Here is a 23,918-nt window from a genome sequence, read left to right on the forward strand (position 1 = left end):
TGCTGGGTGCAAAACGTTCAGCCGACGTTGACGGCGATCTCCTGGATGCCGCTGGAGCCCTCGGGGAACGGGCGCATGCGGACGGCGGTCTGCACCTCGCCGGCCTTGTTGGTGGCCCGGGAGGCGAGGAAGTGCTGGCCGGGCTCGGCGTCCCACTCGAGGAACCACTGCCGCCAGTAGTCGTTGCCCGCGTCGGGCCCCATCTGCGCGACCTGCCAGTCACCGCCGTCGATGCGGACCTCGACCTTCTCGATGCCCACGCCCTGCGCCCAGGCGACGCCGCCGATGAACGTGCGGCCCTGGTCGTTGTCCGAGAGGGGCTTGGGGGTGTCGATGCGGCTCGAGATCTTGATCGGGGCGTCCGTGGCCCACTCGCGCTCGGTCCAGTAGGCCTGCTCCGCGTCGTACGTCGTGAGCGTCATCTTGGTAATCCACTTGCAGGCGCTGACGAACCCGTAGAGCCCGGGCACGACCATGCGCACCGGGAACCCGTGCTCGCGCGGCAGCGGCTGGCCGTTCATCCCGAAGACGATCATCGCGTCGCGACCGTCCGTGGCCACGCTGAGCGGCGTCGAGATGGTCATGCCGTCGACGTCGGTGGAGAAGATCTGGTCGGCCTTGGTGTTCTTGATGCCGGCCTTGTCGAGCACGTCGGTGAGGCGGACGCCGAGCCAGGTGGCCGCGCCGATGTAGGGCCCGCCCACGTCGTTGGAGACGCAGGTCAGGGTGATGTCGCGCTCGATCACGTCCATCTCGAACAGGTCGTCGAGGGTGAGCGTGACCTCCTGGTCGACGTCGCCGTCGATGGTCAGCTTCCAGGTGTCGGCGTCGACGATCGGCAGCGAGAGCCGGGTGTCGACGCGGTAGAAGTCGGCGTTGGGGGTCTTGAACGGCGAGATGCCGGCGACCTTCTGGTCCAGGCTCATCGGCAGCGGCTTGGCCGGGTCGGTCGCGGTCGGGAGGGTGATGTCGGTGCCCTTGAGGCGGTACGCCGAGATGAACCGTCCCGCGCTGCCGAACGCCGCCGCGGCCACCGCCACGGCGCCGGCCGCGACGAGCACGCCGCGTCGGCTCGGGCCGTCGACGTCCTCGTCGGCCTGCGCCTTCTCCATCCGGACCAGCCACGTCAGGGCGAGGACCCCGACGACGGCGGCGACCACGCTGGGCAGCAGGTCGAGCGGGCCGGCGCCCGGCCGGACCATCGCTAGGACCCCGGCCAGGCCGGCCAGTCCCACGATCATCAGCAGGCCGGCCGTGAGCCAGCGGGCCGCGACGATGCCGGCGACGGCGGCGAGCACGAGGACACCGACCATGACGGAGCCGATCAGGATCGGCTTGTCGTTGGTGCCGAAGTTCCTGATCGCCCACTCCTTGACCGGGGTGGGGGTGAGGTCGATGACCGTCGAGCCGACGGCCAGCACGGGCGAGGCGGCCGGGACCGTCAGCGCCGCGACGAGGTGGGCGGCCGCGACACCGGCGAGGGTGGCGAGGACGCCGAACAGGGCGTTGAGAAGTCGTGTCAGCACGCGTGGTGTTCGGTGCGGAGGGGCTGACGGATTGTCGTCGCGGCGGCCAGCCGTTGCTTGTCAGCGCTTCGCGAGACCCACTAGGTTCCGCTCGACCCTCGACCGAGGGCGTTCCTAGTGCGGAGGACACACAGTGAAGCGCAAGATCTCGATCCTTCTCGGGGCACTTCTGTCCAGCTTTGTCATCGTCAGTGTTCCCAGCGGCCCGGCCTCGGCCGCCACCTGCAGCGAGAGCATCTCGGAGGACGGCCAGCGCTACACCGCGCTGTGCTCGTCCGGGCCGTTGGTCAGGTACCGCGCCTACGTGATCTGCACCAACGACACGTCCAGGTTCGGCCCCGCTCGCTACTACGGCACCGGCGTCCCGTCCGTCACCGAGTGCACGGGCACCTCGAGGATCAAGTACAGCGGCATCCAGGCCCTGCAGTTCTGAGTCCTGCTCGGCATCCTGTCTCCCGTCGCCCTCCGGTGAACCAGGTCGGCGCTTGAGGCAGGATGCCGGCATGGAGCTCGTCCACTATGCCGTCGACGGCGCCGTCGCGACCATCACCCTCGACTCGCCGCACAACCGCAACGCGCTCTCCAGGCAGCTCGTCACCGAGCTGTTCGAGCACCTGCGTGCCGCTGAGGGCGACGACGCCGTGCGTGTCGTGCTGATCGCCTCGGCCGGCACGGTCTTCTGCTCCGGCGCCGACCTCTCCGAGGCGACCGCCGACGGCATGGAGGAGGGCGCCAGGCGGATCGTCGAGCTGCAGCGGCTGATCGTGTCGATGGACAAGCCGGTCGTGGTGCGAGCCTTCGGCGCCGTGCGCGCCGGCGGGATCGGCATCGTGGCCGCGGCCGACGTCGTGGTGGCCAACGAGGCTGCGACGTTCGCCCTGACCGAGGTGAAGCTCGGGCTCGCGGCGGCGATCATCAGCCTCACCGTCCACCACCGGATGAACCCCCGCGCCGCCTCGCTGACCACCCTCGGCGGCGAGGTCTTCTCCGGCGCCGACGCAGCGGCGTACGGACTGGTGACCACGGCCGTGCCCGACGACGCCCTCGACGAGCGGGTCGCCGCGGTCTGTGCGTCGCTGGCCACCGGCGCCCCGCAGGGCCTGCGCGAGTCGAAGCGGATCCTCAACGCCGACCTCGTCGCGCGCATCGACGAGCGCGGTGCCGAGCTGGCCGCCCTCTCCGCGACGCTCTTCGCCTCCGACGCCGCCCGCGAGGCGATGACGGCGTTCCTCAGCCGCACGAAGTAGCCGGGTCGATCGAGAAATCTGCGACCGCCGATGCGAGTCGGTAGTCTGGATCTTCTGCCGTCTTGGGGACGGCGAGGTCCGTTCGTGCAGGCAGTGCGTTGACATGGGGGAGTGCCCGGGTGAGTGATCAGCTCGTGGAGCGGGAGATCGCGGTCGAGCAGGAGTACGTCGACAAGGTCTACCTCCAGCTCGAGGCCAGCGCGCTCAACGCCGCCCAGCTCAGCAAGGAGGGCCACGAGCGCGGCAAGCTCGGCCACGAGGGCGGTCTCGTCGAGCGTGACGCGATGGTCTTCCAGGCCGCCAAGCGGATCGCCCAGCTCGACGCGGCGCACGAGGGTCTGGTCTTCGGCCGTCTCGACCTGACCCACGACATCGACACCGAGCCGCGCTACATCGGCCGCATCGGCCTGCGTGACGCCAACCGCGACACTCTGCTGATCGACTGGAGGGCCCCCGCCGCGTCGGTGTTCTACCAGGCCACCGCCGCCGAGCCGCAGGGCGTGATCCGTCGCCGCGTGCTGAGCGCCGACCGGCGCCGGGTGGTCGGCGTCGAGGACGAGCTGCTCGACCCCGAGGCCGAGACCGACCTCCCGATCATCGGCGAGGGCGCGCTGATGGCGCAGCTGAGCCGCGCGCGTGATCGCAGCATGCACTCGATCGTCGCGACCATCCAGGCCGAGCAGGACAAGGCGATCCGCGCGCCGGGCAAGGGTGTCGTCTCGATCTCCGGTGGCCCCGGCACCGGCAAGACCGTCGTCGCGCTCCACCGTGCGGCGTACCTCCTCTACTCCGACCGCCGTCGCTACGAGTCCGGCGGCGTGCTCGTCGTCGGCCCGAGCGGCGTCTTCATGCGCTACATCGAGCGCGTGCTCCCCAGCCTCGGCGAGACCGCGGTCGCGCTGCGCAGCCTCGGCGAGGTCGTCGACGGGCTGCGGGCGACGCGTCACGACGAGCCGTCGGTCGCCGACGTCAAGGGCTCGGGCCGGATGGCCGAGGTGCTGCGACGCGCGGCTCGCCAGCAGGCGCCGGGCAGCGACGCCGAGTTCGACCTGTTCTGGCGCGACGACCGGCTCAAGCTGGACCGCGGGACGCTCGGACGTGTACGCCGCCAGCTCATGTCGCAGGGTCGCCGCAACCGGCAGCTGCCGCGCGTGGCCAACGCCCTGCTCGACGCGCTGTGGCGCCAGGTCCGGGGTGAGCGTGGACGCGAGCAGGGCCGGGAGTACTTCAACTCCGAGGTGCTCTCCGACCAGCGCTTCGTGGAGTTCGCCACCTCGTGGTGGCCGCCGCTCGACGCGCCGACCGTGCTCTCGTGGCTGCAGGACGCGGAGTTCCTGCGCCGGGTCGCCGACGGGATCCTGACGCCCGAGGAGCAGCGCCTGCTCACCAAGTCCTGGAGCGGCGCCGACATCTCCGTCGAGGACGTGCCGCTGATCGACGAGCTGCGCTACGCGCTCGGCGACGTGCCCCTGCGCACCGACGCCGACCACGACCGCGACGACACCCTCACCGCCATCGAGGGCGGCATCGACCTGCAGGAGCTCACCACCGCCGCCGACCGGGAGTACGCGCCGGCCGGCCGCTCGTGGGCGCCGCCGACGCACCGCATCGAGGACGACGGCTTCGCGCACGTCCTGATCGACGAGGCGCAGGACCTCACACCGATGCAGTGGCGGATGGTCGGGCGTCGCGGGCGCACCGCGAGCTGGACCATCGTCGGCGACCTCGCTCAGTCCTCGTGGCCGATCCCGGAGGAGTCGGCCGCGGCCCGGGCGGAGGCGCTGGAGGGCAAGCAGACCCACGAGTTCCACCTCTCGACCAACTACCGCAACTCCGCCGAGATCTACGAGTTCGCCGCTGCCTACGCCCAGCGGGTGGGGCTCGACGCCGACCTGCCCGACGCCGTGCGCCGCACCGGCACCCCGCCGAAGGAGGTGAGCGCCGCCGACCTCGAGACCACGGTCCGCGAGGAGGTGCTCGCCATCGCCGGCCAGGTCTCCGGGACCGTCGGCGTCGTCGTCCCGGTCGCCCGCCGCTCCGAGGTGAACGGCTGGCTGGCCTCGTGGTCCGAGCTCGCCGAGGACGCTCGCGGTGCCCGGGCCGCGGTCGACTCCTCGGTCACGCCGAGCGGCGAGGACCGCGTGGTCGTGCTGACCGGCGTGGACACCAAGGGCCTGGAGTTCGACGGCATCGTCGTCGTTCGCCCCCAGGAGATCGAGGACGAGTCGGCGACCGGCCGGGCTACCCTCTACGTCGTGCTCACGCGTGCCACGCAGCTGCTGACGGCGATCAGCTGACGTGAGCACGATCCTCGGGGACCAGGGGCACCGGGCCAACAACTTCGACGCGCTGCGCCTCGTCGGTGCGCTGATGGTGATGTTCGCCCACGCCTACGCCCTCATGGTGCGGCCGCAGGACATCCCGATCGTCCTCGGCTACCCGCTCCAGACGCTCGGCGTGGTGATCTTCTTCGCCATCTCCGGCTACCTCATCACCGCGAGCTTCGACCGCAACCGCAACCCGATCACCTACCTGCTGGCGCGGTCGCTGCGGATCTTCCCGGCCCTGGTCGTCGTGGTGCTGCTGAGCGCCTACGTCCTCGGCCCGATGGTGACCGTGCTGACCCGCGAGGAGTACTTCGCCCAGCCGCTGACGGACCAGTACGTCGTCAACAACATCCGCCTCTTCGCGCAGTTCGTGCTGCCGGGCGTGTGGGACGACCTGCCCTACCCGTCGGCCGTCAACGGATCGCTGTGGACGCTGTTCGTCGAGTTCCTCTGCTACCTCGCGGCGCCGCTGGCGTTCCTGTTCCCGCGGCTGCTGCGGCCCTTCGCCGCCATCGTCGCGGTGTTCGTGATCATCCACTACGCCGAGGCGCCGATCGAGGAGTCGCCGATCTTCTGGGCGGTGCGGCTGCGCGACGCCGCCGGGCTGTGGGTCTTCTTCGCGGGCGGTGCCTTCATCCGGTTCGCGCTGCAGGCCTGGCCGTGGTTCAAGCTGCGCGGCGACGTCGCCGTCGTGATGGTCTCGGCGCAGACCGTGATCGCCTGGTCCTTCCCGGACTACGCCCTCGAGACCGCGTGGCTGACGCTGCCCTACGCCGTCCTCACCATCGGGCTCGCGCGCACGCCGTACGTCTCCCGCACCGCGCGCTTCGGTGACTTCTCCTACGGCCTCTACCTCTACGCCTTCCCGGTGCAGCAGCTGGTGATCGACCAGTGGGGCGTCCACGGCGCGGTCCGCAACTTCCTGACGGTCCTGGGCATCACGCTGGTCCTGGCGATCGCCTCCTGGCACCTCGTCGAGCGGCCGTCGCTGGCGCTCAAGGACAAGATCCTGCACCGCCGGGTCCGCCCGGGGTCGGCCGAGCCGACTGCCCCCGCGGCCGATCGCGAGCCCGAGTCCGCGTCGGCCTGAGCCTTGTGCGCCACGCCGCCTCGGGCGTACGGCGACCGGAGGGCGGGCACGGCACCGGCCGGGGCCCCGGGCGCCCGTAGGGTGCGGGCATGACTGCCGCCGCCGACGTCCGCGCCCTCCTGGAGCAGGTCCAGGGGCAGGAGGCGTGGGCGGTGATCCGTCGCAAGGCGGCCCCGACTGCGGGCATCATCGGCGGCACGCGCAGCGAGGTCGACTCGATCCTCGACATCCCGCTCGAGGACGGCGTCCCGGAGCCGGGGCGCAGCGCCGACCGGCTGGTCGCGGTGCCCTTCCGCCAGATCGCCGAGCGCGGCTTCGACGTGATCGACGACGGCACCCCGCTCGTGGTCGTCGACATCACCCAGGAGCACGAAGTAGCGGTCGACGACCTCATCGAGGCGCTGCCCGACGTGCCGGTCGAGTTCTCCGAGCGCGGCGGCTTCGAGACCGCGGACGACGACTACGCCACGATCGTCGAGCGGATCATCACCGACGAGATCGGGCAGGGCGAGGGCGCCAACCTCGTCATCGGGCGCCACTACCGCGCGGTCGTCGCCGACTGGGACGTGGAGAAGGCGCTTACGGTGTTCAGACGGCTGCTCGTGCGCGAGCGCGGCGCCTACTGGACCTTCATCTTCTTCACCGGCGACCGGTTCCTGATCGGCGCGAGCCCGGAGCGGCACGTGTCGGTCAAGGGCGGGGACGTGCGGATGAACCCGATCTCGGGGACGTTCCGCGTGGGTCCGGGTGGAGGGGACCCCGAGGAGCTGAAGGAGCGGCTGCTCGAGTTCCTCGCCGACGAGAAGGAGATCTTCGAGCTCTTCATGGTGGTCGACGAGGAGCTCAAGATGATGTGCGACCTGTGCCACGAGGGCGGGCAGGTGCTGGGGCCGTTCCTCAAGCCGATGACGCACCTCGTCCACACGGAGTACCTCCTCGCCGGTCGCAGCGAGCGCGACCCGCGCGAGATCCTGCGCGACACGATGTTCGCCGCCACCGTCACCGGCGCGCCCGTCGAGAACGCCTGCCGGCTGATCAGCGACTACGAGACCGAGGGCCGGGGCTACTACGGCTCCGCGCTCGCGCTCTTCGGCCGTGACCGGCAGGGCCACCACACGATGGACAGCCCCATCCTGATCCGCACCGCCGACGTCTCGCCCGACGGCCACCTCAAGGTGACGGCCGGTGCCACGCTGGTGCGCGACAGCGACGCGGCGTACGAGGTGGCGGAGACCCACGCGAAGGCAGGCGGCATCCTCAGCGCGTTCGGCCTGGTGCCGGTCGCGACCATGGACAGCGACGCCGTCGCCGCGCTCGCCCGCGACGAGGACGTGCTGCTGGCGCTGGGCACCCGCAACCAGCGGCTCAGCCGGTTCTGGCTGACCGACCAGGAGGGGGCGCCGCCGGACCCGACGCTCAAGGGCAAGCGTGCGGTCATCCTGCACGGCGAGGACGACTTCGTGAACATGCTGCGCCACGTGCTCGGCGTCTTCGGCATGAGCTCGAGCGTCGTGCGCCACGAGGACTACGCGGCGGGTGCGTTCGACGGGGCCGACCTCGTCATCGTCGGTCCGGGTCCGGGCGACCCGCGCGAGGGCGAGCACCCCAAGATCGCCGCCTTCCGCACCGCCGTCGACGACCTGCTGGCCGGCGAGCAGCCGTTCCTCGCGGTCTGCCTGGGCCACCAGACGCTGTGCGACCGGCTCGGGATCCCGCTCGCCTTCAAGGACATCGTCTTCCAGGGCACCCAGTCGCCGGTGTCGTTCCGCGGGCGCACCGAGCGGGTCGGGTTCTACAACACCTTCGTCGGCCGGGTCGAGGACCCGTCGGCGCTGCCCGCGGGCGTGAGCGTCGAGCGCGACGAGGCGAGCGGTGACGTGCACGCCGTGTCGGGACCACACTTCCGTGGCATCCAGTTCCACGCCGAGTCGATCCTGACCGAGCACGGCTACGACCTGATCCACGACCTGGTGAGCGACCTCGCGGGCCAATCTCGACTGGATCGATAGACAATGAGCTAGGGTGTGCCGGCAACGGAAAGGCACGCCCGTGCGTCAGTGTTCATGACGCCACATCTCTGGACGGGGGAGTCCTTGCTCTTCGTACGACGAACGGTCGCGCTCGCGTGCCTGCTCGCGCTCAGCGCGTGCGGAGTCACCGCGGGCACAGGGGGTGGACCGGTGTCCACCGGTGCGGGTGACGGTCCGGCGATCAAGCCCGCCGAGGCGGCCCGGCTCCAGGTGGCCGGCGCCAACGCCGACCCGCTGCCGGCGACGCGCGCGGACCAGCGGCCCAACATCGTGCTCGTGGTGATGGACGACTTCTCCCTCGACCTGGTCAAGACCCTCCGCTCGGCCCGCGACATGCGCCGCCGCGGCGCGGACTACTCCCACGCCTTCGTCGTCGACTCGCTGTGCTGCGTCTCGCGCTCGAGCATCTTCACCGGGCAGTACCCCCACCAGACCGGCGTGCGCACCAACACCTCCGGCACCGCGAGCGGGATGCCGCTCGGCGGCTGGTCGGCCTTCGAGAGCAACGGCAATCCCGAGCGCTCCTTCAACGTCGCCCTCCAGCAGTCGGGCTACACGACGGGCTTCATCGGCAAGTACCTCAACGAGTACGAGTGGGTGCCCGGTCGCGCACTGCCGCCCGCCCCTCCCGGCTGGTCGGAGTTCAACGTCGTCTTCGGCTCGGCGTACGACGGCTGGGACTTCGCCTCCACCCGGCTCGCCAGCGGACGGTTGCAGGTCCAGATGCACGACGCACCGCCGCTGACCGCGCCGATGAAGGAGCGGGACAAGGCCTACGCGGGTCGCGTGATCCAGGACCAGGCGCTGCGCTTCATCAAGCGCCACCAGGCCGGCGACGCGCCGTACTTCCTGGAAGTCGCGGCGTACGCGCCGCACAACCGCACCCAGCCTCAGCCCTACTACCCCGGCGACCCGGTCTTCCCGCCCGCGTTCCGGGACCGTCCGCACGACGGCAAGCCCGGCAACTGCGGACGCGTCGCCTGCACCGACCTGACGACCAAGGACCTGCCCGGCTTCGGCGACAAGCGCCGCGACAACCACCCGCTGACGGCGCAGGGCGAGCCGGCCAAGCACTGGAACACCCGCCGCAACCCGTTCCGCACCGCGGTCAGCGTGGGCGACCTGCGCAACCGCGCGATGATGGCGCAGTCGGTCGACCGCACGGTCCGCAAGATCCTGCGCAAGGTCGACGACAACACCTACGTCGTCTTCACCTCCGACAACGGCTTCCACCTCGGCCAGAACGGCCTCGGCCGCGGCAAGGGCACGGCCTACGACACCGACGTGCACGTGCCGCTCTTCGTCGTCGGCCCCGGCGTCGTGAAGGGCAAGCGCGCCGAGCTGACCTCCAACATCGACCTCGCGCCGACCTTCGAGGAGCTCGCCGGCCTGACGCCGCAGCCCTACCGCTTCGGCGCCTCGCTGGTCCCGACGTTCGGCGACCCGGCCGTGGTGCGGCGCAACTACGTGTTCATGGAGCACACCGCGCAGGCGCTGACGAAGAAGGACCCCGACTCGGCCCTCACCGGCGACGAGCTCGACCGCATCCCGTCCTACGTCGCCGTGCGGAGCGCCACCGGACTGCTGATCCGCTACGACTTCGACAACGCGCCGACCCGCGCCGACTACGGCTACGAGTTCTACTCCTACCGGAACCGAGCTTGGGAGAAGACCAACTCGTTCGCCCAGCCGCGCTACGCCGCCGAGGTCGCGACCCTGCGCCAGAAGCTCAGCGACTTCGACCTGTGCTCGGCGCAGGCGGGTGCGGCGCCGGTGCCGGACACCTGCCGCGCGCTGACCCGGTAGCCGTCCGACCCACTAGCGTTCGGTCTGTGCCGCCGGACGTGATCGTGGTCGACCACCACGACTCCTACACCTGGAACCTGGTGCACCTCGTCGCGCAGGTGACCGGCGAGCTGCCGACGGTGGTGCAGCACGACGCTGTCTCGGCCGAGGAGGTGCTCGCGCACTCGCACGTGGTGCTCTCGCCGGGCCCCGGCCACCCGGGCGCCCCGGCGGACTTCGCGGTCGGGCGCGAGGTGCTGCTCGACGCCTCCCGTCCGGTCCTGGGTGTCTGCCTGGGGATGCAGGGCCTCGTGGCGGCGTACGGCGGTGTCGTCGACCGCGTCGAGCCGGCCCACGGTGACGTCGCCCTCGTCCGCCACGACGGACGCGGAGTCTTCGCCGGGCTGCCGCAGGACTTCGAGGCGGTCCGCTACCACTCGCTCGCCGCCGTCGAGCTGCCGTCGTCGCTGGTCGCAACCGCGTGGTCGGGCGACGGCGTCGTGATGGGGGTGCGGCACGCGTCGCTGCCGCTCGAGGGCGTGCAGTTCCACCCCGAGTCGATCCTGTCGTCGTACGGCGCCGAGCTGATCGCGAACTTCCTGCGATGAGGGACGACCCGATCGAGTTCTTCCGGACCGTCGCCGCCGAGCACCGCCGCTGCTTCTGGCTCGACGGCGGCGGCGCGCGCGAGTGGTCGGGCCGGCGCTCGCTGATCGGGTGGCTCGACGACGACGACGTCTCGCTGACCTACGACGCGGGTCGTCGCGAGGTCACGCGGCACGAGGCAGGTCGCGCCGAGGTGGTCGGCGACGACGTCTTCACGGTGCTCGAGGACGCGATGGCGCCGGGCGAGCAGTGGTTCGGCTACCTCGGCTACGCCTGCCAGCCCGACCTGCCCGCGCGCCCCGACCCCGCGCTGCCCGACGCGGTGTGGATGCGGGCGCGGCACGTGCGGATCTTCGAGCACGGGGTCGCTGCCCCTTCGGTTTCCCCGGCTAGCCGGGGAAACCTGAACTTCGGGGGGCATGCAAACCCCCCGAAGTTCGCAACTCACTCGGGAAGTCCGGTCCCCGACGAGTACGCCGCTGCGTTCGCCGAGGTCCAGGAGCAGCTGCGCGCCGGCAACTCCTACGAGGTCAACCTCACCTACCGGCTGCTGCAGGAGGGGGTCCTCGACCCGGCCGCGGCGTACCTGCGACTGCGCGAGCTCAACCCCGCGCCGTACGCCGGTTTCCTCCAGCACGACGTCGAGGACCACCGCGCCTGGCTGCTCTCCTCCAGCCCGGAGCGGTACGCGCTCGTCACGCCCGACCGGACCCTGCAGACCAAGCCGATCAAGGGCACCTCCCCGCGCGGCGCGACCCCGGGCGAGGACGAGGCGCTGCGGGCGCACCTGGCCGAGGACGTCAAGACGCGCGCCGAGAACCTGATGATCGTCGACCTGCTGCGCAACGACCTCTCGATGGTGTGCGAGGTCGGGTCGGTCGAGGTGCCGGCGCTGATGCAGGTGGAGAGCTACGAGTCCGTCCACCAGCTCGTCTCGACCGTCAGCGGCGTTCTCCGCGACGACGTGTCGACGATGACCGCGCTCCGAGCGCTGTTCCCTGCCGGGTCGATGACCGGGGCTCCCAAGCTGCGCACGATGGAGATCATCGACGAGGTCGAGGCGAGCCCGCGCGGGGTCTACGCCGGCGCGTTCGGTTGGATCAGCGGTGACGGCCCGGCCGACCTCGGCGTGGTGATCCGCTCGCTGATGACCGCCGGGGACGGTCGCTGGACGCTCGGCACCGGCGGCGGCATCACGGTCCGGTCCGACCTCGACGACGAGTGGGCGGAGTCGCGCTGGAAGGCCGCCCGGCTGCTGTCGGTCTTCGATCCGGCAACGGGTTAGCGCCGACTCGGCGGGTGGTTGGCGCCGACTCGGCGGGTGGTTGGCGCCGACTCGGCGGGTGGTTGGCGCCGACTCGGCGGGTGGTTGGCGCCGACTCGGCGGGTGGTTGGCGCCGACTCGCGGTCAGGCGGGGGCGTGCAGCCCGGGGATGGACAGCGACATCCGGGTGCCGCCGCCGGGCGCGGCGCTGACGACCACGCGGCCACCGTGCAGGTCGACGACCTGCTTCACGATCGCGAGCCCCAGGCCCGAGCCGGGCATCGAGCGCGACTCGTCGGAGCGCCAGAAACGCTCGAAGACGTGCGGTTGGTCGGCCTCGCTGATGCCGGGCCCCTGGTCGTCGACGGTGAGGACGCCCGACGCGAGCCGGACCGTGATCGTGCCGCCGGTCGGGCTCCACTTCGCCGCGTTGTCGAGCAGGTTGGTGATCGCCCGCTCGAGACCGGTGGCGTCGCCCTGGGCGGGCCACGGCTCGAGGCGTACGTCGAGGTCGACCCCCGCAGCGCGGCGGCGCACCCGCGTCACGGCGCGCTCGGTGACCTCGGCGAGGTCGAGGGTAGAGATCGAGGCCTCGGGCTGCTCCTCGCGCGCCAGCATCACCAGGTCGCCGACCAGGGTCGTGAGCTCCTCGATCTGGCCGCGGACGTCGTCGAGCAGCTCGGTGCGGGCCTCGGCCGGCAGGCCGTCACCCGCGTCGGCCTGGGCGAGCAGGTCGAGGTTGGTGCGCAGCGACGTCAGCGGCGTGCGCAGCTCGTGGCTGGCGTCGGCCACCAGCCGGCGCTGCCGGTCGCGGGAGGCGGCGAGGGCGCCGAGCATGTCGTTGAACGCGGTCGCCAGGCGGGCGATCTCGTCGTCGCCGCCCACCGGCAGCGGGCGGAGGTCCTCGGTGCGGGCGTTCTGCTCGACGGACCTCGTCAGGCGGCGTACGGGCCGCAGGCCGTTGGTCGCGACCGCCCAGCCGGACAGGGCGGCGGCCAGGATGCCGAGGCCGCCGGAGACGAGCATGACGGTGCCGAGCTTGCGCAGCGTGCGCTCCTGCGACTCGAGCGGCTGGGCAAGCACCAGCGCGCGGCCGCTGCCGGCCGGGACCGTGGCCACGCGGTAGCGCGCGCCGTCCGCGTCGGCGAGGGTGCGGATCGAGGACGCGGACTCGCCGGTGACCACGGCCAGCTCGGGCTTGCCGAGCTGGAAGCTGGGGACGTTGTCGGCGGACACCCCGCCCTCGGCGGTGATGAAGATGACGCGCACGTCGGCGGCGCCCAGCATCCACGACGGCGCGCCCCGCACCGTGACCTCGGACAGGGTCGTCGACTCGACGGCCTTGGTGGCCCGGTTGAGCAGCGACTCGTCGAGCGACGACTGCAGCTGCATCCGCATCACCATGAAGGCACCGAGCGCCATCAGCGCGATCGAGGCGCCGACCGCCATCGTGGTCAGCAGCGCGACCCGGGAGGCGAGCGACCGCCGGTAGTGCCAGCGGCCCTCCGGGAAGCTCACGTCTCCTTCAGCACGTAGCCCACGCCGCGCACCGTGTGGATCAGCCGCGGCTCGCCCTCGGCCTCGGTCTTGCGGCGCAGGTAGCCGACGTAGACCTCGAGCGAGTTGGCGCTGGTCGGGAAGTCGTAGCCCCACACCTCCTCGAGGATGAAGGAGCGCTCGAGCACGCGGCGCGGCCGGCGCAGGAACATCTCGAGCAGCGTGAACTCGGTGCGCGTCAGCTCGATCGCGCGCTCCCCGCGGCGTACGTCGCGCGAGCCGATCTCCATCGTCAGGTCGGCGAACGACAGCGACTCGTCGTCCTCGGTCGGCACGACCCGCCGCAGCAGTGCCCGCAGCCGGGCGAGCAGCTCCTGGAGCGCGAACGGCTTGGTGAGGTAGTCGTCGGCGCCGGCGTCGAGCCCCTCGACGCGATCGCCCACGGCGTCGCGCGCGGTGAGGACGAGGACGGGGACGTCGTTGCCGGTCGCCCGCAGCGCCCGCGTCGTCTCGATGCCGTCGAGGCGGGGCATCATCACGTCCATCACGACCACGTCGGGGTGCGAGGTGCCGAGGGTCGCGAGCGCCTCCGCGCCGTCGGCCGCGAGCGACACGTCGTAGCCGTTGAACTCGAGCGAGCGGCGCAGGGATTCGCGCACGGCCTTGTCGTCGTCGACGACGAGCACGCGGGGACGGGTCGGGGGCACGGCCCAAGGATGCCAGCCGTGTCTGAGCGCCGCCTGAAGACTGCTCGACGCGACCGGACCTGTGTGCGGGGAGCGGCTCGCAGCGGGCTAGGATCTCGACCGGTCGAGCAAGCGGCCGCACGACTGGCTCGGTGACACTCCCCGAGCCTGACCTGATGGGTTTGCCGATGCCTGGTGACTCCCTCGGTGATGCGCTCGCGCACGCCGCCACGCTCCTGCTGGAGGCCTCCTCCGTCGACGACACGCTGGACGCCATCGTGCGCAGCGCCGCGGCGTCGGTCCCCGGCGCCGACCATGTCGGCGTGACCCTGGCCCACGCCGACGGCCGCATGGAGGCGTTGGCCGCGACGAGCGACCTGGCCCGTGAGCTCGCCGCCGTCCAGGAGAGCATCGGCGAGGGGCCGTGCACGTTCGACCCCGACACCGCCGGCATCGTGCACGTCCCCGATCTCTGGCACGACGAGCGCTGGCCGGCGTTCGCGGAGGTGGCGGCTCAGCGCGGCATCCGGTCCAAGATCGGCGTGCGGTTGTACGGCGACAGCGCCAGCCAGGCCGGCCTGTCGATCTACTCCGCGCGACCGAACGGGCTCGACGAGGAGAGCGTGCAGATCGCCGACGTGTTCGCCGCGCAGGCCGCGCTGGCGATGGGCAAGGCCCGGGTGATCGACGAGCTCCACGACGGCCTGCGCACCCGCCAGCGCATCGGGATCGCGCTCGGGATCCTGATGCACCGCTACTCCATGTCGGAGGAGCGGGCCTTCGCGTTCCTGACCCGCGCGTCGTCGCACGGCAACGTCAAGCTGCGCGACGTGGCGGCCGGCGTCGTCGCGGACTTCGTCGCGGGGCTGGAACAGCCCGGCGGGGGCTGACGCCGGCCGCACTAGGCTCTCGCACCATGACTCCCGGGTGGCGCCGCGCCGTGGTGGCGCTCGTGTCCCTCGCCGCGTCGACCGTGACGCTGCCGGACGCGGGCGTGGACTGGGCCTACCAGATCGGCGGCGCGTCGACCCCCGCCGCCAGCGTGGGCACGGTCGTGCGCGATCGCGGCGACGAGCCGGCCGGCGCGTACGACGTCTGCTACGTCAACGCCTTCCAGACCCAGCCCGCCGAGCGACGACTGTGGAGGCGCCACCCGCAGCTGGTGCTGCGTGACGGCGGCCGACCGGTCGTGGACGAGGCGTGGGGCGAGTGGCTGCTCGACACCCGCACCCCGGCCCGCCGCGCGGGCATCGCCGCGATCGTCGGACGCTGGATCGACCGCTGTGCCCGCGACGGCTTCGACGCGGTCGAGGCCGACAACCTCGACTCGTGGACCCGCTCCGAAGGACTGCTGACCCGGTCGGACAACCTCGCGCTGGCCCGGCTGCTCGCCCGTCGTGCTCACGCGGCCGGCCTCGCGCTCGCGCAGAAGAACGCCGCCGAGGTCGCGTCACGCGGCCCGTCGATCGGCTTCGACTTCGCCATCGCCGAGGAGTGCGGCCGCTTCGACGAGTGCGGACGCTACGCAGCGGCGTACGACAACCGGGTGCTCGTCGTGGAGTATCGCCGCGGTGACTTCGAGCGGACGTGCGCCGCGTGGGGCGACCGGCTGCCGGTGGTGCTGCGCGACCGGGCGGTCAGCCCGTCGGGGGTCGACGAGCGCTGCTGAGGGCGGACCTCAGGCGTAGCGGGCCGCGATGGCCGCCGCCCGGGCGGCGTAGCCACCGCCGAACATGCAGGCGTGCACGAGCAGCGGGAAGAGCTGGTGCACCCCGAGCCGCTCCTCCCAGCCGTCGGCGAGCGGCGCGGCCTCGTGGTAGGCCTGCACCACCCGCGGCAGGTGCGGCAGCCCGAAGAGGTGCAGCATCGCGAGGTCGGCCTCGCGATGACCGCCGTACGCCGCGGGGTCGATGACGTGGACGGCACCGTCGACCCCCCACAGGCAGTTGCCGTTCCACAGGTCACCGTGCAGCCGGGACGGCGCCTCGTCCGGGACGAGGTCGGGGAGCCGTCCGATGACGGCCTCGATCGTGGCGGCCTCGCCGTCGGTGACCGCGCCGCGGTCGCGGGCGAGCTTGAGGTAGGGCAGCACGCGGCGTACGGCGTAGAACTCCGGCCAGGTGTCGCACGGCTTGTTGGGCAGGGGGAGGCGGCCGATGAAGCCGTCGCGGGCGGCGCCGTACGTCGCTGCGCCGGCCTGGTGGGTGGTCGCGAGCGCCTGGCCGAAGCCCGCCGCCGCCTCGGGCTGGTGCTTGGCCGTGGGCTCGACCCAGACCAGGATCACGCAGTCGTCGCTGCCCGCGAGGACCTCGGGGATCGGCACGCCGCCGGGGACCTCGGCCAACCAGCGCAGGCCGGCCGCCTCCGCCTCGAAGAACCCGTCGGGTGCGTGGGCCACCGTCTTCATCAGCGCCATCTGGCCGTTGGACAGGCGAAGCCGGGTCGCCGTGGCGATGTCGCCGCCGGCGACGGGGGCCGTGGACACCACGGAGGTGCCGAGGAGCTCCTCGGCACGCCTGGCGACCAGCGGCTGGCGGGTCATGAGGGCGAGAGGGCCCGCTCGATGTGGGGGACCAGCGCGCGACACGTGCGCTCGATCATGTCCAGCACCTCCTCGAAACCGTCCCTGCCACCGTAGTAGGGGTCCGGTACTTCGACACCAGGATCGTCCGGATCGAACTCCCCGAACAGGCGGACCCGCTCGGGGTCGCCGAGCCGGGACAGGTCGCTGCGATGGCTCTCGTCCATCGCCAGCAGCACGTCGTCGCGCCCGAACCACCCGGCCTGCACCTGCTGGGCCGCGTGCCGGGTCGGGTCGTAGCCCCGCCCGTGCAGGGCCGCCGCGGAGCGGGGGTCCATCGCGTCGCCGACGTGCCAGTCACCGATGCCGCCGGAGACGACCTCGACCCGGTCGGACAGGCCTGCCTCGGCCAGCATCGACTCGAGCACGACGTCGGCGCTGGGCGAGCGGCAGATGTTGCCCGAGCAGATGAAGGCGACGCGGTAGTGCCCGGGTCGGTGGGGTGCGGGCAGCGAGGTCACTCGTCGCCCACGACGGCGTCGACCAGCCAGCCGACGACGGTGATGATGATCGCGCCGAGGAGGGCGGGCCAGAGGCCGACGACCTTGAAGCCGAGGTCGAGGCCCTCGGCGATCCGGTCGGTCAGCAGCAGCATCGCGGCGTTGATCACCAGCTGGAACAGACCCAGCGTGATCAGGGTGATCGGGAACGAGATGGCGCTGAGGATCGGCCGGATGAAGGTGTTGACCAAGGTCAGGATCAGCGCCACGCCGAGGAGCGGCAGCAGCTTCTCCTGGACCTCGACGGAACCGCTGTCCGGGCCGTTGAACCGAACGCCCTCGAGCAGCCAGGCGGCTGCGGCCAGCCCGGCAGCGTACGCCAGGAGCTTGTAGAGGAAACCCATGGGCGTCACCCTAGGCGGCGCCCGCCCGTTCATCCGTCGATCGGCGCCCAGTTGCCGTGGAATCCTGCCGGCACACGGCCCGGGAGGTGGACGGCGGCGACGTCCTCGAGGGAGGCGGCGTCGAGGACGCGGAGGTGGCTGAGCCCCGACTCGCGGTCGAACACGTAGCCCATCAGCACCCCGTCGTCCTCGGCCGTCGCGTCGGGGTGCGGGACGAAGCAGAACTCGCTCGCCTCCGTCCCGGGCCCGAGCCGGCGTGCCTCGGTGCGACCGGTGTCGAGGTCGTGGCGCAGCACGGTGTCGCCCGTGGTGCCGCCCTCGAAGCCGACCGCCCAGCCGTAGCGGTGCCGCCGGCCGGTCAGCCGCTCGTCGTGCCGCGGGAACTCCTGGGAGCGCTGGTCGACACCGGTCTCGCTGGCCCTGCCCGTCGCGAGGTCGAGGGTGTAGCGCGTCAGCACGGCCGGCCCCTCGTCGGGCCCGTCCATCACCGTGTCGAACATCCGCGGGTGCTTCACGACGTCGACCACCACGGTGTCGCCGTCGTCGTAGGCGTTGAGGGTGTGGAAGACGTAGCAGGGGTCGATCTCGAACCAGCGGATGGATCCGGCAGCGGCCTCGCGGCCCAGGACGCCGATGCGCGCGGGGTAGTCACGGTTCCAGCGGTAGGGCAGGACGTAGCCCGGGTCGGCGCTGCCGCGGGCGGCGAAGGCGATCATCGGCTCGGGCACGGGGTTGCGCCCGATGATCCGGTTGAGGAGACCACGCACGAGGGGGCGGGCGGGCCGGGGGACGTCGGCGGTGGCCATCGTGACGTCGAAGGTGACCGGCAGGTCGAGCACCACGGCGTGCTTCTCGCTCAGCGCGAAGTCGTGCATCATCGGGCTGCCGTGCACCTGCACCTGCACGCTGCGGCGGACCCGGCCGGCGGTGTCGATGACGGAGTAGTCCACCCGGTTGCCGCGCAGCCAGCTGTAGGACAGCGCGTGCAGCTCCCCGGTCGCCGGGTCCTCGTGCGGGTGGGCGGTGAAGCCCGCGCGTCCCGGCAGCGGCGAGCGGGTGCCGCAGAAGTCGAAGGGGCCGACGGTCTCGAGGTCGTGCGTCAGCTCGTACGGCGGGGAGCCGGCCTCCACCAGGGCGAGCGTGCGACCGGCGTGCTCGAGCACGTTGGTGTTGGCCGCGAAGTCGGACGCGGCCGGGCGGACCCAGCGGTTGCGGTACCACTCGGCCTTGCCGTCGCGCAGCCGGACGCCGTGCACCATGCCCTCGCCCATGAACCAGTGGTAGCGCTCGCCCGGGTCGTGGGCCGGGTTGGGCCCGATCCGGAGGTAGCGCCCGTCGAGGTGGTCGGGCAGCTGCCCGGTGACCGTGAGGTCGGTGGCGGTGAGCTCCTCGGCGACCGGGGCGAAGTTGTCGCGGAGGTAGCGGCTGGTGGCTCCGGTGGTGCTGCCAGCGGGGTTGCCGGTCGGGTGGCTGGTCAGGGTCATGACGTTCTCCTCGGAGGTGGAACGGCGCTCCATAACGTCGTTATCGCTCGACCATAACGCCGTTATGGCAGCATGTCGAGGGTGAGCTCAGAACTGGAACCGGACCGGTCCGACGTCCGCGGACGGCTGGTCGAGGAGGCGGCGCGGATCCTCGGTGAAGAAGGGCCTTCGGCGCTGTCGGCGCGCCGGATCGCGGCCGGGGCCGGCACTTCGACGATGGCCGTCTACACCCATTTCGGCGCCATGAGCGCGGTCGTGGACGAGGTCGCCACCGAGGGCTTCCGCCGGCTGATCGCGCACGTCGACGCCGTCGGCCGCAGCGACGACACGCTCGCGGACCTGCGCGCCAGCGCAGCGGCGTACCGCGAGAACGCGTTGGAGAACCGGCACCTGTTCGGCGTCATGTTCGGCGCGGTCGGGCGTGGCGACCTGCACGGGAGCGGACCCAACCCGGAGGTCGCGCTCGCGGCCTTCGACCAGATCGCCGGGCTCGTCGAGCGGGCGATGACCGCCGGCACCCTGCTGCCCGACGACCCGCGGCAGGTGGCGGCGCAGTTCTGGAGCGCCCTCCACGGCTACGTCATGCTCGAGCTCTCGGGGGTCGTGCGGATCGTCGACGACCCCGAGCACGCGGTGCTCTGGCCGATGCTCACGCACCTCCTGCGGGGCCTGGCCCCCTCGTCCGACTAGCCTCGGGGCGTGACGATCGGCGGAACAGGGGTGATGCTCCTGGGCTGCCTCGGCGCGCTGGTCGTCTTCGTCGGACTGGCACGCCTCCTGACCCGTCGGCTCGGCGCCGTGACCGCGGTGGCGATCGCCGGCTTCTGCTGGACCGTGGTCTGCATCGGGATCCTCACCCTCATCCCGGCGGAGTGGGGGATCGGGGTGGTGCCGATCGACGAGGCGCAGACCGCGTGCTCGCTGGACTACGGCGGACCGGCCCCCGACGGGTTCTGGATCCTCCCCGGGAGCCAGCGGCTGCTCAACATCGTGGTCTTCGTGCCGGCGGGCGCCCTGTGGGTGCTCGCCGTCGCGCGCTGGCGTGCGGGCTGGGTGCTCGCGCCGCTGGGCATCGCGGCGCTCGGCCTCTACTCCGTCGCCATCGAGACGCTCCAGCTCGCGGCCTCGCGGATCGGGCGGGCCTGCGACGTCACCGACATGGTCGACAACCTCGCCGGCGCGATCATCGGCGGCGTGATCGGGCTGCTGCTCGCGCTCGCCCTGCGGCCTTGGCGGCGACGTACGCTGGTCGCATGATCGGATTCCTCATCCTGCTGGTGCTCGTCGTCGGCGGCGTCGTCGCCTATCGCAACCGCGTGAGCCTGCTGGCCAGGATCCTGGGCCAGCCCGAGGCGCGCATCGAGCGTCGCCTCAACGGCCCCAAGCGCTGAGCCTGGCGTGGAGTTCGCGCAGCTCGCCGCCCACGTCGGCGAGGAGTTCACCTTGGCCGGGGTTCCGGTCACGCTGACGACCGCCACCCCGGCCGGTGCCGGCGGCTCGCTGGTCTTCGAGGGCCCGCTCGACCGGCCACTCGACCAGGCGACCCACGAGATCGCCCACCCCGTGCTCGGCGACGGGCTCCTCTTCGTCGTCCCCGTCGGCGCCGGCGCGAGCGCCCGCACCTACGAGGCGGTCTTCAACTAGGTGCCGAGGAACTCGTTGACGTAGGCCGCGACCTCGGTGGTCCGCAGCGAGGCCAGTGTGAGGGGCACCCCGCCGATGCGGGCCGTGCGGTCGATCTCGAGGTTGCGTCCCTGCCCCACCCGACGGATCGAGATCCGCGAGGTGGCGACGCCGTCGGTGCCGACGAGCAGGGTGCCGCGGGCGCCGTCTACCTTGCGACCGGTCATCGTCGAAGTCCAGGCCGAGCGCTTCGTCGTACGCCGCGAGGCGGCCGCCACGACGCGGGCAGCGTCGTGACCGACGACCGCGAACGCGTCGGGTCGGCGGTTGCCGTGGGCGGCGCGGTAGGCGTGCACGAAGTCCCGGACGGGGGCGGTCGTGGATCGTCCGACCCACGACGAGGCGGAGTAGACCCCGCGGGCCGCGGACCCGACGGAGGGAAGGACGGCGTCGTCGACCGCCAGGCCGTCGGCGACGACCTTGGCGCCCAGGCCACCACGCCGGACGGCGGCCAGGATCTCGGCGGCCCGGCGACCCGAAGCGTGCACGACGACCACGGCCGCACCGGAGGCGCGAGCCGCGGCGACGGCCTCGTCGGCGCCGGTGCCGACCGGGCGGTCGTGGGTGATCGCCCGTCCGACCAAGGCCCCGCCCGAGGACTGGAACGAGCGAGCCGTGGCGTAGACCGCGTCGTAGCCGGCATCGGGCGCGGCGACGATCTCGAACAGCGAGCTGCCCAGGTTCTTGCGCGCCCAGGAGCCCATCGCGTGCGCCGCCTGCCAGTGCTGGAGGCCGACGTGCAGGACGCCCGCCGTCCCCGTCGGCACGACGTGCGCGCCGACGCCTGCGACGACCAGGCTGACCCCGGCCGCGCGGCACAGCGGGGCGATCGACTCGGCGGTCAGCACCGAGACGCCAGCAACCACGACGTCGACCTTCGTCGCCAGCAGCTCGGCGGTGGCGGTGGTCGCACCGGCGTAGCCGCGGGACACGCCGCGCGTGACGAGCGACGTCGCGACCGGGTGCTTCGCGGTCCGGAAGCCGAGCGCGAGCCCGGCGACCAGGCTCGCTCCGGCCGGCGCGTAGCTGAGGTCCTCGGGCACGAGCACGCCGACGCGCAGCGGCCGGGCGGCCGAGGCGGCCGGGGCCGCCAGCACCGGGACCGTCAGGGCGGCCGTGGCTGCACCGGCCGCGCCGACGAAGCCGCGGCGACCCAGTGTCGGGTCGGCCGGCTCGGGGGAGGAGGTCGAGAGGTCGATCATGCGCCGGTTCCTTCGGTGGTGTGGTGCCCGGAGTGGTGGAGTGAGAGGTGGGTGTCGGTCCGGCCGACCACGCAGAACCCGAGGCGCTCGTAGAGCGCGCCGGCGGGGCTGTCCGTCGCGACCGTCAGCGACACCGGGCCGTGGGCCAGCAGTCGCTCGAGCAGGTGTGTCCCCCACCCGCGACCGCGGCGTCCCGGTGCGATCGCGATGTCGACGACGTGGGTCGCGAAGGGGACGTCCGCCGTCAGCAGGCGGCCCACCGGCTCGTCGCCGACGAGCACGATCTCGTCGCGGAGCGAGGCGTACGCCGCGGCGTACGACGCCTCACGCGCAGCGTGCTGCTGCTCCAGCAGCCCGGGCACGGCGCCCAGCGCGGCCGTGGCCGGTGGCAGCGACGAGACGAGGAGGGCGAGCAGGAATCCCACGTCCGCGCCGGTGGCGGGACGGGTGGTGACGGGCTCGACGGTAGTGATCATCCGCGTGGCGGGAACACGCCCTGGAGCGCGATGCAGTAGTTGAGGGTGAGGTAGGGCTGCATGTTGTTGTGCGGCTGCGAGCCGCCGGCGGGGGCCAGCACGGACGGGGACGCTGTTGTCGGGGAGGGGGCCGCGCCGCCGACGGCCGGGACGGCGTAGGCCATCCCGCCGAGCGAGGCGGCGAGCACCCGGCCGTCGGCCGGGCGAGCCTGCGTCGCCTGCTGCTGGTCGGCGCGCAGGGTGTGGCGGTGGTGGGGGATCTCGGACTCGAGCAGCGTCACGGACTCCACGCCTCCGGTCTCGCCGAGCGCTCGCAGCGACAGGCCGGGGCCCTGGCCCGGGTGCACTGCCGCACGGCCCTGGAGGTCGGGCAGCGCGAAGGTGGACGTGCCGTTGCCGCCGTACGTCGTGCCCAGCAGCGAGAAGAGGGCGGTGTTCTGCGAGATCGGCAGCAGCTGGCCGTTGCAGAACGCCCATCCCCGGGGGGCGAAGTTGAACGGGAACGCGCGGATCTCGGCGACGAACGGGTCTGCCATGTCGGTCTCTCGATCAGGTCGGGTTCGGGAAGATGCCGAAGAGGCTGATGATGTGGTGGAGCGCCAGGAAGGGCTGCATGTTCTCGTGCGGCTGGCTCCCGCCGGTCGGGGCGACGGCCTGGGCGGCCATGTCCACGTCGGCCGGACGCGTCGAGTAGAGGTCGACGTTGGGAGAGGACGCGGGCACGCCGTCGGTGGGACGGTTGGCGTGGCCGGGCGCCGACGACGTGACGAGCGTGTGGTTGTGGGCCGGGATCTGGTTGACGGTCAGCGTGACCTGCTCGACGCCACCGCTCTCGGCCAGGGTGTAGCCGTTGCCCTGGTGCACCTGGATCCGGCCACGCATGTCCGGGAGGGCGAAGGTGGACTGGCCGTCACCGCCGTAGGTGGTGCCGATGACCTGGAACAGGGTCTCGTTCTCGCTGATCGGCATCAGCTGGCCCTCGCAGAGCGCCCAGCCGGCCGGGGCGAAGTTGCCCGCGAAGACGCGGATCTCACCCACATAGGGTTGTGCCATCTCGGGTGCCTCTCAGGTCTGGCTCGGGAAGATGCCCTGCAAGGCGATGCAGAAGCTCATGGTCAGGAAGGGCTGCAGGTTGAGGTGGGCCTGCGAGCCGCCGGTGTTCGTGGCACCGCCGGCCAGGCCGACGAGGCTGCTCGTCGGCGCGGCGTAGGCGTTGGCGGCCGCCGCGAGGTAGTTGCCCGTCGGGTCGACCGTCGTGCCGGCCGAGCCGCTGACGCCCACCTGGTGGGTGTGCGTCGGGAGCTCGGCCAGGCTGACCGTGTGGGCGGCCTCGCCGGCGCGCTCGCCGAGCGTGTGGCCGCTGCCGACGTGGATCGGGACGCGTCCACGCAGGTCGGGCAGGGCGAAGTTCGTCCGCCCGTCGCCGCCGTAGGTCGTGCCGAGCAGCGAGAAGAGTCCCTGGTTCTGGTTGATCGGCAGGAGCTGACCGTTGCACAGCGCCCAGCCCCGGGGCGGGAACACGAACGAGAACTGGCGGATCTCGCTGAGGAAGGGTTCGGCCATCAGGTGTCTCCTGTCGGTGGGAGGAAG

At 72.1% G+C, this 23,918-nt stretch carries 26 protein-coding genes; 14 read left to right on the plus strand and 12 right to left on the minus strand.

All coding sequences use genetic code 11. The annotated features are described in order from the left end of the window. Window positions 1–17: 17 nt before the first annotated feature. Window positions 18–1,526 carry a molybdopterin-dependent oxidoreductase gene (locus C7S10_RS10095; protein WP_108344297.1) on the minus strand — a complete coding sequence of 503 codons (1,509 nt, stop codon included), beginning with the start codon at window positions 1,524–1,526 and terminating at the stop codon, window positions 18–20. A 133-nt stretch (window positions 1,527–1,659) separates the two neighbouring features. On the opposite strand from C7S10_RS10095, the gene C7S10_RS10100 reads away from it, so the two are divergent. The 8 genes from C7S10_RS10100 (at window position 1,660) to C7S10_RS10135 (ending at window position 11,896) form a co-directional block, all read left to right on the plus strand. Further along, complete coding sequence (locus C7S10_RS10100; protein ID WP_108344298.1) at window positions 1,660–1,959, plus strand: hypothetical protein; 300 nt, start codon at window positions 1,660–1,662, stop codon at window positions 1,957–1,959. Between the two features lie 70 nt (window positions 1,960–2,029). Then, a complete protein-coding gene (locus C7S10_RS10105; RefSeq protein WP_108344299.1) occupies window positions 2,030–2,773 on the plus strand; it encodes an enoyl-CoA hydratase-related protein in 744 nt (247 codons plus the stop codon). 119 nt (window positions 2,774–2,892) lie between these two features. Further along, window positions 2,893–5,070 (plus strand): HelD family protein, encoded by a 2,178-nt coding sequence (locus C7S10_RS10110; protein WP_108344300.1) that lies wholly within the window; start codon window positions 2,893–2,895, stop codon window positions 5,068–5,070. Between the two features lies 1 nt (window position 5,071). After that, the gene (locus C7S10_RS10115) at window positions 5,072–6,190 is read left to right on the plus strand and encodes an acyltransferase family protein (RefSeq protein ID WP_108344301.1); all 1,119 of its coding nucleotides are present in this window, start codon (window positions 5,072–5,074) and stop codon (window positions 6,188–6,190) included. 89 nt (window positions 6,191–6,279) lie between these two features. Beyond that, entirely contained in the window at window positions 6,280–8,199 is a 1,920-nt protein-coding gene (locus tag C7S10_RS10120) for an anthranilate synthase family protein (RefSeq protein ID WP_108344302.1), read from the plus strand. Between the two features lie 171 nt (window positions 8,200–8,370). Next, window positions 8,371–10,026: a sulfatase-like hydrolase/transferase gene (locus C7S10_RS10125; protein ID WP_165807105.1), complete on the plus strand. Its 1,656-nt coding sequence runs from the start codon at window positions 8,371–8,373 to the stop codon at window positions 10,024–10,026. 26 nt (window positions 10,027–10,052) lie between these two features. After that, entirely contained in the window at window positions 10,053–10,613 is a 561-nt protein-coding gene (locus C7S10_RS10130) for an anthranilate synthase component II (protein ID WP_108344304.1), read from the plus strand. Beyond that, window positions 10,610–11,896 carry an anthranilate synthase component I family protein gene (locus tag C7S10_RS10135; RefSeq protein ID WP_108344305.1) on the plus strand — a complete coding sequence of 429 codons (1,287 nt, stop codon included), beginning with the start codon at window positions 10,610–10,612 and terminating at the stop codon, window positions 11,894–11,896. Before C7S10_RS10130 ends, C7S10_RS10135 begins: the two co-directional genes overlap by 4 nt. A gap of 123 nt (window positions 11,897–12,019) precedes the next feature. On the opposite strand, the gene C7S10_RS10140 is transcribed toward C7S10_RS10135, so the two are convergent. Together C7S10_RS10140 and C7S10_RS10145 are read right to left on the minus strand one after the other, a co-directional pair. Then, the gene (locus C7S10_RS10140) at window positions 12,020–13,393 is read right to left on the minus strand and encodes a sensor histidine kinase (protein WP_243395301.1); all 1,374 of its coding nucleotides are present in this window, start codon (window positions 13,391–13,393) and stop codon (window positions 12,020–12,022) included. Then, window positions 13,390–14,079 carry a response regulator transcription factor gene (locus tag C7S10_RS10145; RefSeq protein ID WP_108344306.1) on the minus strand — a complete coding sequence of 230 codons (690 nt, stop codon included), beginning with the start codon at window positions 14,077–14,079 and terminating at the stop codon, window positions 13,390–13,392. Before C7S10_RS10145 ends, C7S10_RS10140 begins: the two co-directional genes overlap by 4 nt. A gap of 167 nt (window positions 14,080–14,246) precedes the next feature. Between C7S10_RS10145 and C7S10_RS10150 the strand changes: the two genes are divergently transcribed. Next, a complete protein-coding gene (locus C7S10_RS10150) occupies window positions 14,247–14,948 on the plus strand; it encodes a GAF and ANTAR domain-containing protein (protein WP_165807106.1) in 702 nt (233 codons plus the stop codon). Between the two features lie 26 nt (window positions 14,949–14,974). Next, window positions 14,975–15,727 (plus strand): endo alpha-1,4 polygalactosaminidase, encoded by a 753-nt coding sequence (locus C7S10_RS10155; RefSeq protein WP_108344308.1) that lies wholly within the window; start codon window positions 14,975–14,977, stop codon window positions 15,725–15,727. Window positions 15,728–15,736: 9 nt separating this feature from the next. Here the strand turns inward: C7S10_RS10155 and C7S10_RS10160 are convergent, their stop codons facing one another. Genes C7S10_RS10160 through C7S10_RS10175 form a run of 4 tightly spaced genes read right to left on the minus strand, consistent with a single transcriptional unit; the run spans window position 15,737 to window position 18,967 of the window. Next, window positions 15,737–16,600 carry a fructosamine kinase family protein gene (locus tag C7S10_RS10160; protein ID WP_108344309.1) on the minus strand — a complete coding sequence of 288 codons (864 nt, stop codon included), beginning with the start codon at window positions 16,598–16,600 and terminating at the stop codon, window positions 15,737–15,739. Next, entirely contained in the window at window positions 16,597–17,100 is a 504-nt protein-coding gene (locus C7S10_RS10165; RefSeq protein ID WP_108344310.1) for a low molecular weight protein-tyrosine-phosphatase, read from the minus strand. Before C7S10_RS10165 ends, C7S10_RS10160 begins: the two co-directional genes overlap by 4 nt. Next, window positions 17,097–17,483 carry a phage holin family protein gene (locus C7S10_RS10170; protein ID WP_108344311.1) on the minus strand — a complete coding sequence of 129 codons (387 nt, stop codon included), beginning with the start codon at window positions 17,481–17,483 and terminating at the stop codon, window positions 17,097–17,099. Before C7S10_RS10170 ends, C7S10_RS10165 begins: the two co-directional genes overlap by 4 nt. Before the next feature lie 29 nt (window positions 17,484–17,512). Beyond that, window positions 17,513–18,967, minus strand: a complete 1,455-nt coding sequence (locus C7S10_RS10175; protein ID WP_108344388.1) for a carotenoid oxygenase family protein — start codon at window positions 18,965–18,967, stop codon at window positions 17,513–17,515. 81 nt (window positions 18,968–19,048) lie between these two features. Here C7S10_RS10175 and C7S10_RS10180 point away from each other — a divergent pair, with 81 nt between their 5' ends. From C7S10_RS10180 to C7S10_RS10190, 4 genes are read left to right on the plus strand one after another with little or no spacing between them, the layout of a single operon-like run. Continuing rightward, the gene (locus C7S10_RS10180) at window positions 19,049–19,657 is read left to right on the plus strand and encodes a TetR/AcrR family transcriptional regulator (RefSeq protein WP_165807107.1); all 609 of its coding nucleotides are present in this window, start codon (window positions 19,049–19,051) and stop codon (window positions 19,655–19,657) included. A 9-nt stretch (window positions 19,658–19,666) separates the two neighbouring features. Further along, window positions 19,667–20,224, plus strand: a complete 558-nt coding sequence (locus tag C7S10_RS10185) for a VanZ family protein (protein WP_207769323.1) — start codon at window positions 19,667–19,669, stop codon at window positions 20,222–20,224. Further along, window positions 20,221–20,358 (plus strand): hypothetical protein, encoded by a 138-nt coding sequence (locus tag C7S10_RS22190; protein ID WP_165807092.1) that lies wholly within the window; start codon window positions 20,221–20,223, stop codon window positions 20,356–20,358. The genes C7S10_RS10185 and C7S10_RS22190 overlap by 4 nt, the downstream gene beginning before the upstream one ends. Window positions 20,359–20,365: 7 nt before the next feature. Continuing rightward, a complete protein-coding gene (locus C7S10_RS10190) occupies window positions 20,366–20,611 on the plus strand; it encodes a DUF6916 family protein (protein WP_108344313.1) in 246 nt (81 codons plus the stop codon). Here the strand turns inward: C7S10_RS10190 and C7S10_RS10195 are convergent. Genes C7S10_RS10195 through C7S10_RS10215 form a run of 5 tightly spaced genes read right to left on the minus strand, consistent with a single transcriptional unit; the run spans window position 20,608 to window position 23,891 of the window. Beyond that, a complete protein-coding gene (locus C7S10_RS10195; protein WP_108344314.1) occupies window positions 20,608–21,852 on the minus strand; it encodes an ABC transporter substrate-binding protein in 1,245 nt (414 codons plus the stop codon). The genes C7S10_RS10190 and C7S10_RS10195 overlap by 4 nt on opposite strands. Further along, complete coding sequence (locus tag C7S10_RS10200; RefSeq protein WP_108344315.1) at window positions 21,849–22,328, minus strand: GNAT family N-acetyltransferase; 480 nt, start codon at window positions 22,326–22,328, stop codon at window positions 21,849–21,851. The genes C7S10_RS10195 and C7S10_RS10200 overlap by 4 nt, the downstream gene beginning before the upstream one ends. Beyond that, complete coding sequence (locus C7S10_RS10205) at window positions 22,325–22,864, minus strand: phage tail protein (RefSeq protein ID WP_108344316.1); 540 nt, start codon at window positions 22,862–22,864, stop codon at window positions 22,325–22,327. Before C7S10_RS10205 ends, C7S10_RS10200 begins: the two co-directional genes overlap by 4 nt. Window positions 22,865–22,877: 13 nt before the next feature. Beyond that, entirely contained in the window at window positions 22,878–23,381 is a 504-nt protein-coding gene (locus C7S10_RS10210; protein WP_108344317.1) for a phage tail protein, read from the minus strand. A 12-nt stretch (window positions 23,382–23,393) separates the two neighbouring features. Continuing rightward, window positions 23,394–23,891: a phage tail protein gene (locus tag C7S10_RS10215; protein WP_108344318.1), complete on the minus strand. Its 498-nt coding sequence runs from the start codon at window positions 23,889–23,891 to the stop codon at window positions 23,394–23,396. Window positions 23,892–23,918: the final 27 nt, after the last annotated feature.

It is taken from the genome of Nocardioides currus, from assembly GCF_003057875.1.
In the GTDB taxonomy this organism is placed as follows: domain Bacteria; phylum Actinomycetota; class Actinomycetes; order Propionibacteriales; family Nocardioidaceae; genus Nocardioides; species Nocardioides currus.

Coding starts and splice junctions, on each gene's coding strand:
- C7S10_RS10105 (WP_108344299.1), top strand. CDS start 2,030: ATGGAGCTCGTCCACTATGCCGTCGACGGCGCCGTCGCGACCATCACC.
- C7S10_RS10120 (WP_108344302.1), top strand. CDS start 6,280: ATGACTGCCGCCGCCGACGTCCGCGCCCTCCTGGAGCAGGTCCAGGGG.
- C7S10_RS10135 (WP_108344305.1), top strand. CDS start 10,610: ATGAGGGACGACCCGATCGAGTTCTTCCGGACCGTCGCCGCCGAGCAC.
- C7S10_RS10150 (WP_165807106.1), top strand. CDS start 14,247: ATGCCTGGTGACTCCCTCGGTGATGCGCTCGCGCACGCCGCCACGCTC.
- C7S10_RS10155 (WP_108344308.1), top strand. CDS start 14,975: ATGACTCCCGGGTGGCGCCGCGCCGTGGTGGCGCTCGTGTCCCTCGCC.
- C7S10_RS10160 (WP_108344309.1), bottom strand. CDS start 16,600: ATGACCCGCCAGCCGCTGGTCGCCAGGCGTGCCGAGGAGCTCCTCGGC.
- C7S10_RS10170 (WP_108344311.1), bottom strand. CDS start 17,483: ATGGGTTTCCTCTACAAGCTCCTGGCGTACGCTGCCGGGCTGGCCGCA.
- C7S10_RS10175 (WP_108344388.1), bottom strand. CDS start 18,967: ATGACCCTGACCAGCCACCCGACCGGCAACCCCGCTGGCAGCACCACC.
- C7S10_RS22190 (WP_165807092.1), top strand. CDS start 20,221: ATGATCGGATTCCTCATCCTGCTGGTGCTCGTCGTCGGCGGCGTCGTC.
- C7S10_RS10195 (WP_108344314.1), bottom strand. CDS start 21,852: ATGATCGACCTCTCGACCTCCTCCCCCGAGCCGGCCGACCCGACACTG.
- C7S10_RS10200 (WP_108344315.1), bottom strand. CDS start 22,328: ATGATCACTACCGTCGAGCCCGTCACCACCCGTCCCGCCACCGGCGCG.
- C7S10_RS10205 (WP_108344316.1), bottom strand. CDS start 22,864: ATGGCAGACCCGTTCGTCGCCGAGATCCGCGCGTTCCCGTTCAACTTC.
- C7S10_RS10210 (WP_108344317.1), bottom strand. CDS start 23,381: ATGGCACAACCCTATGTGGGTGAGATCCGCGTCTTCGCGGGCAACTTC.
- C7S10_RS10215 (WP_108344318.1), bottom strand. CDS start 23,891: ATGGCCGAACCCTTCCTCAGCGAGATCCGCCAGTTCTCGTTCGTGTTC.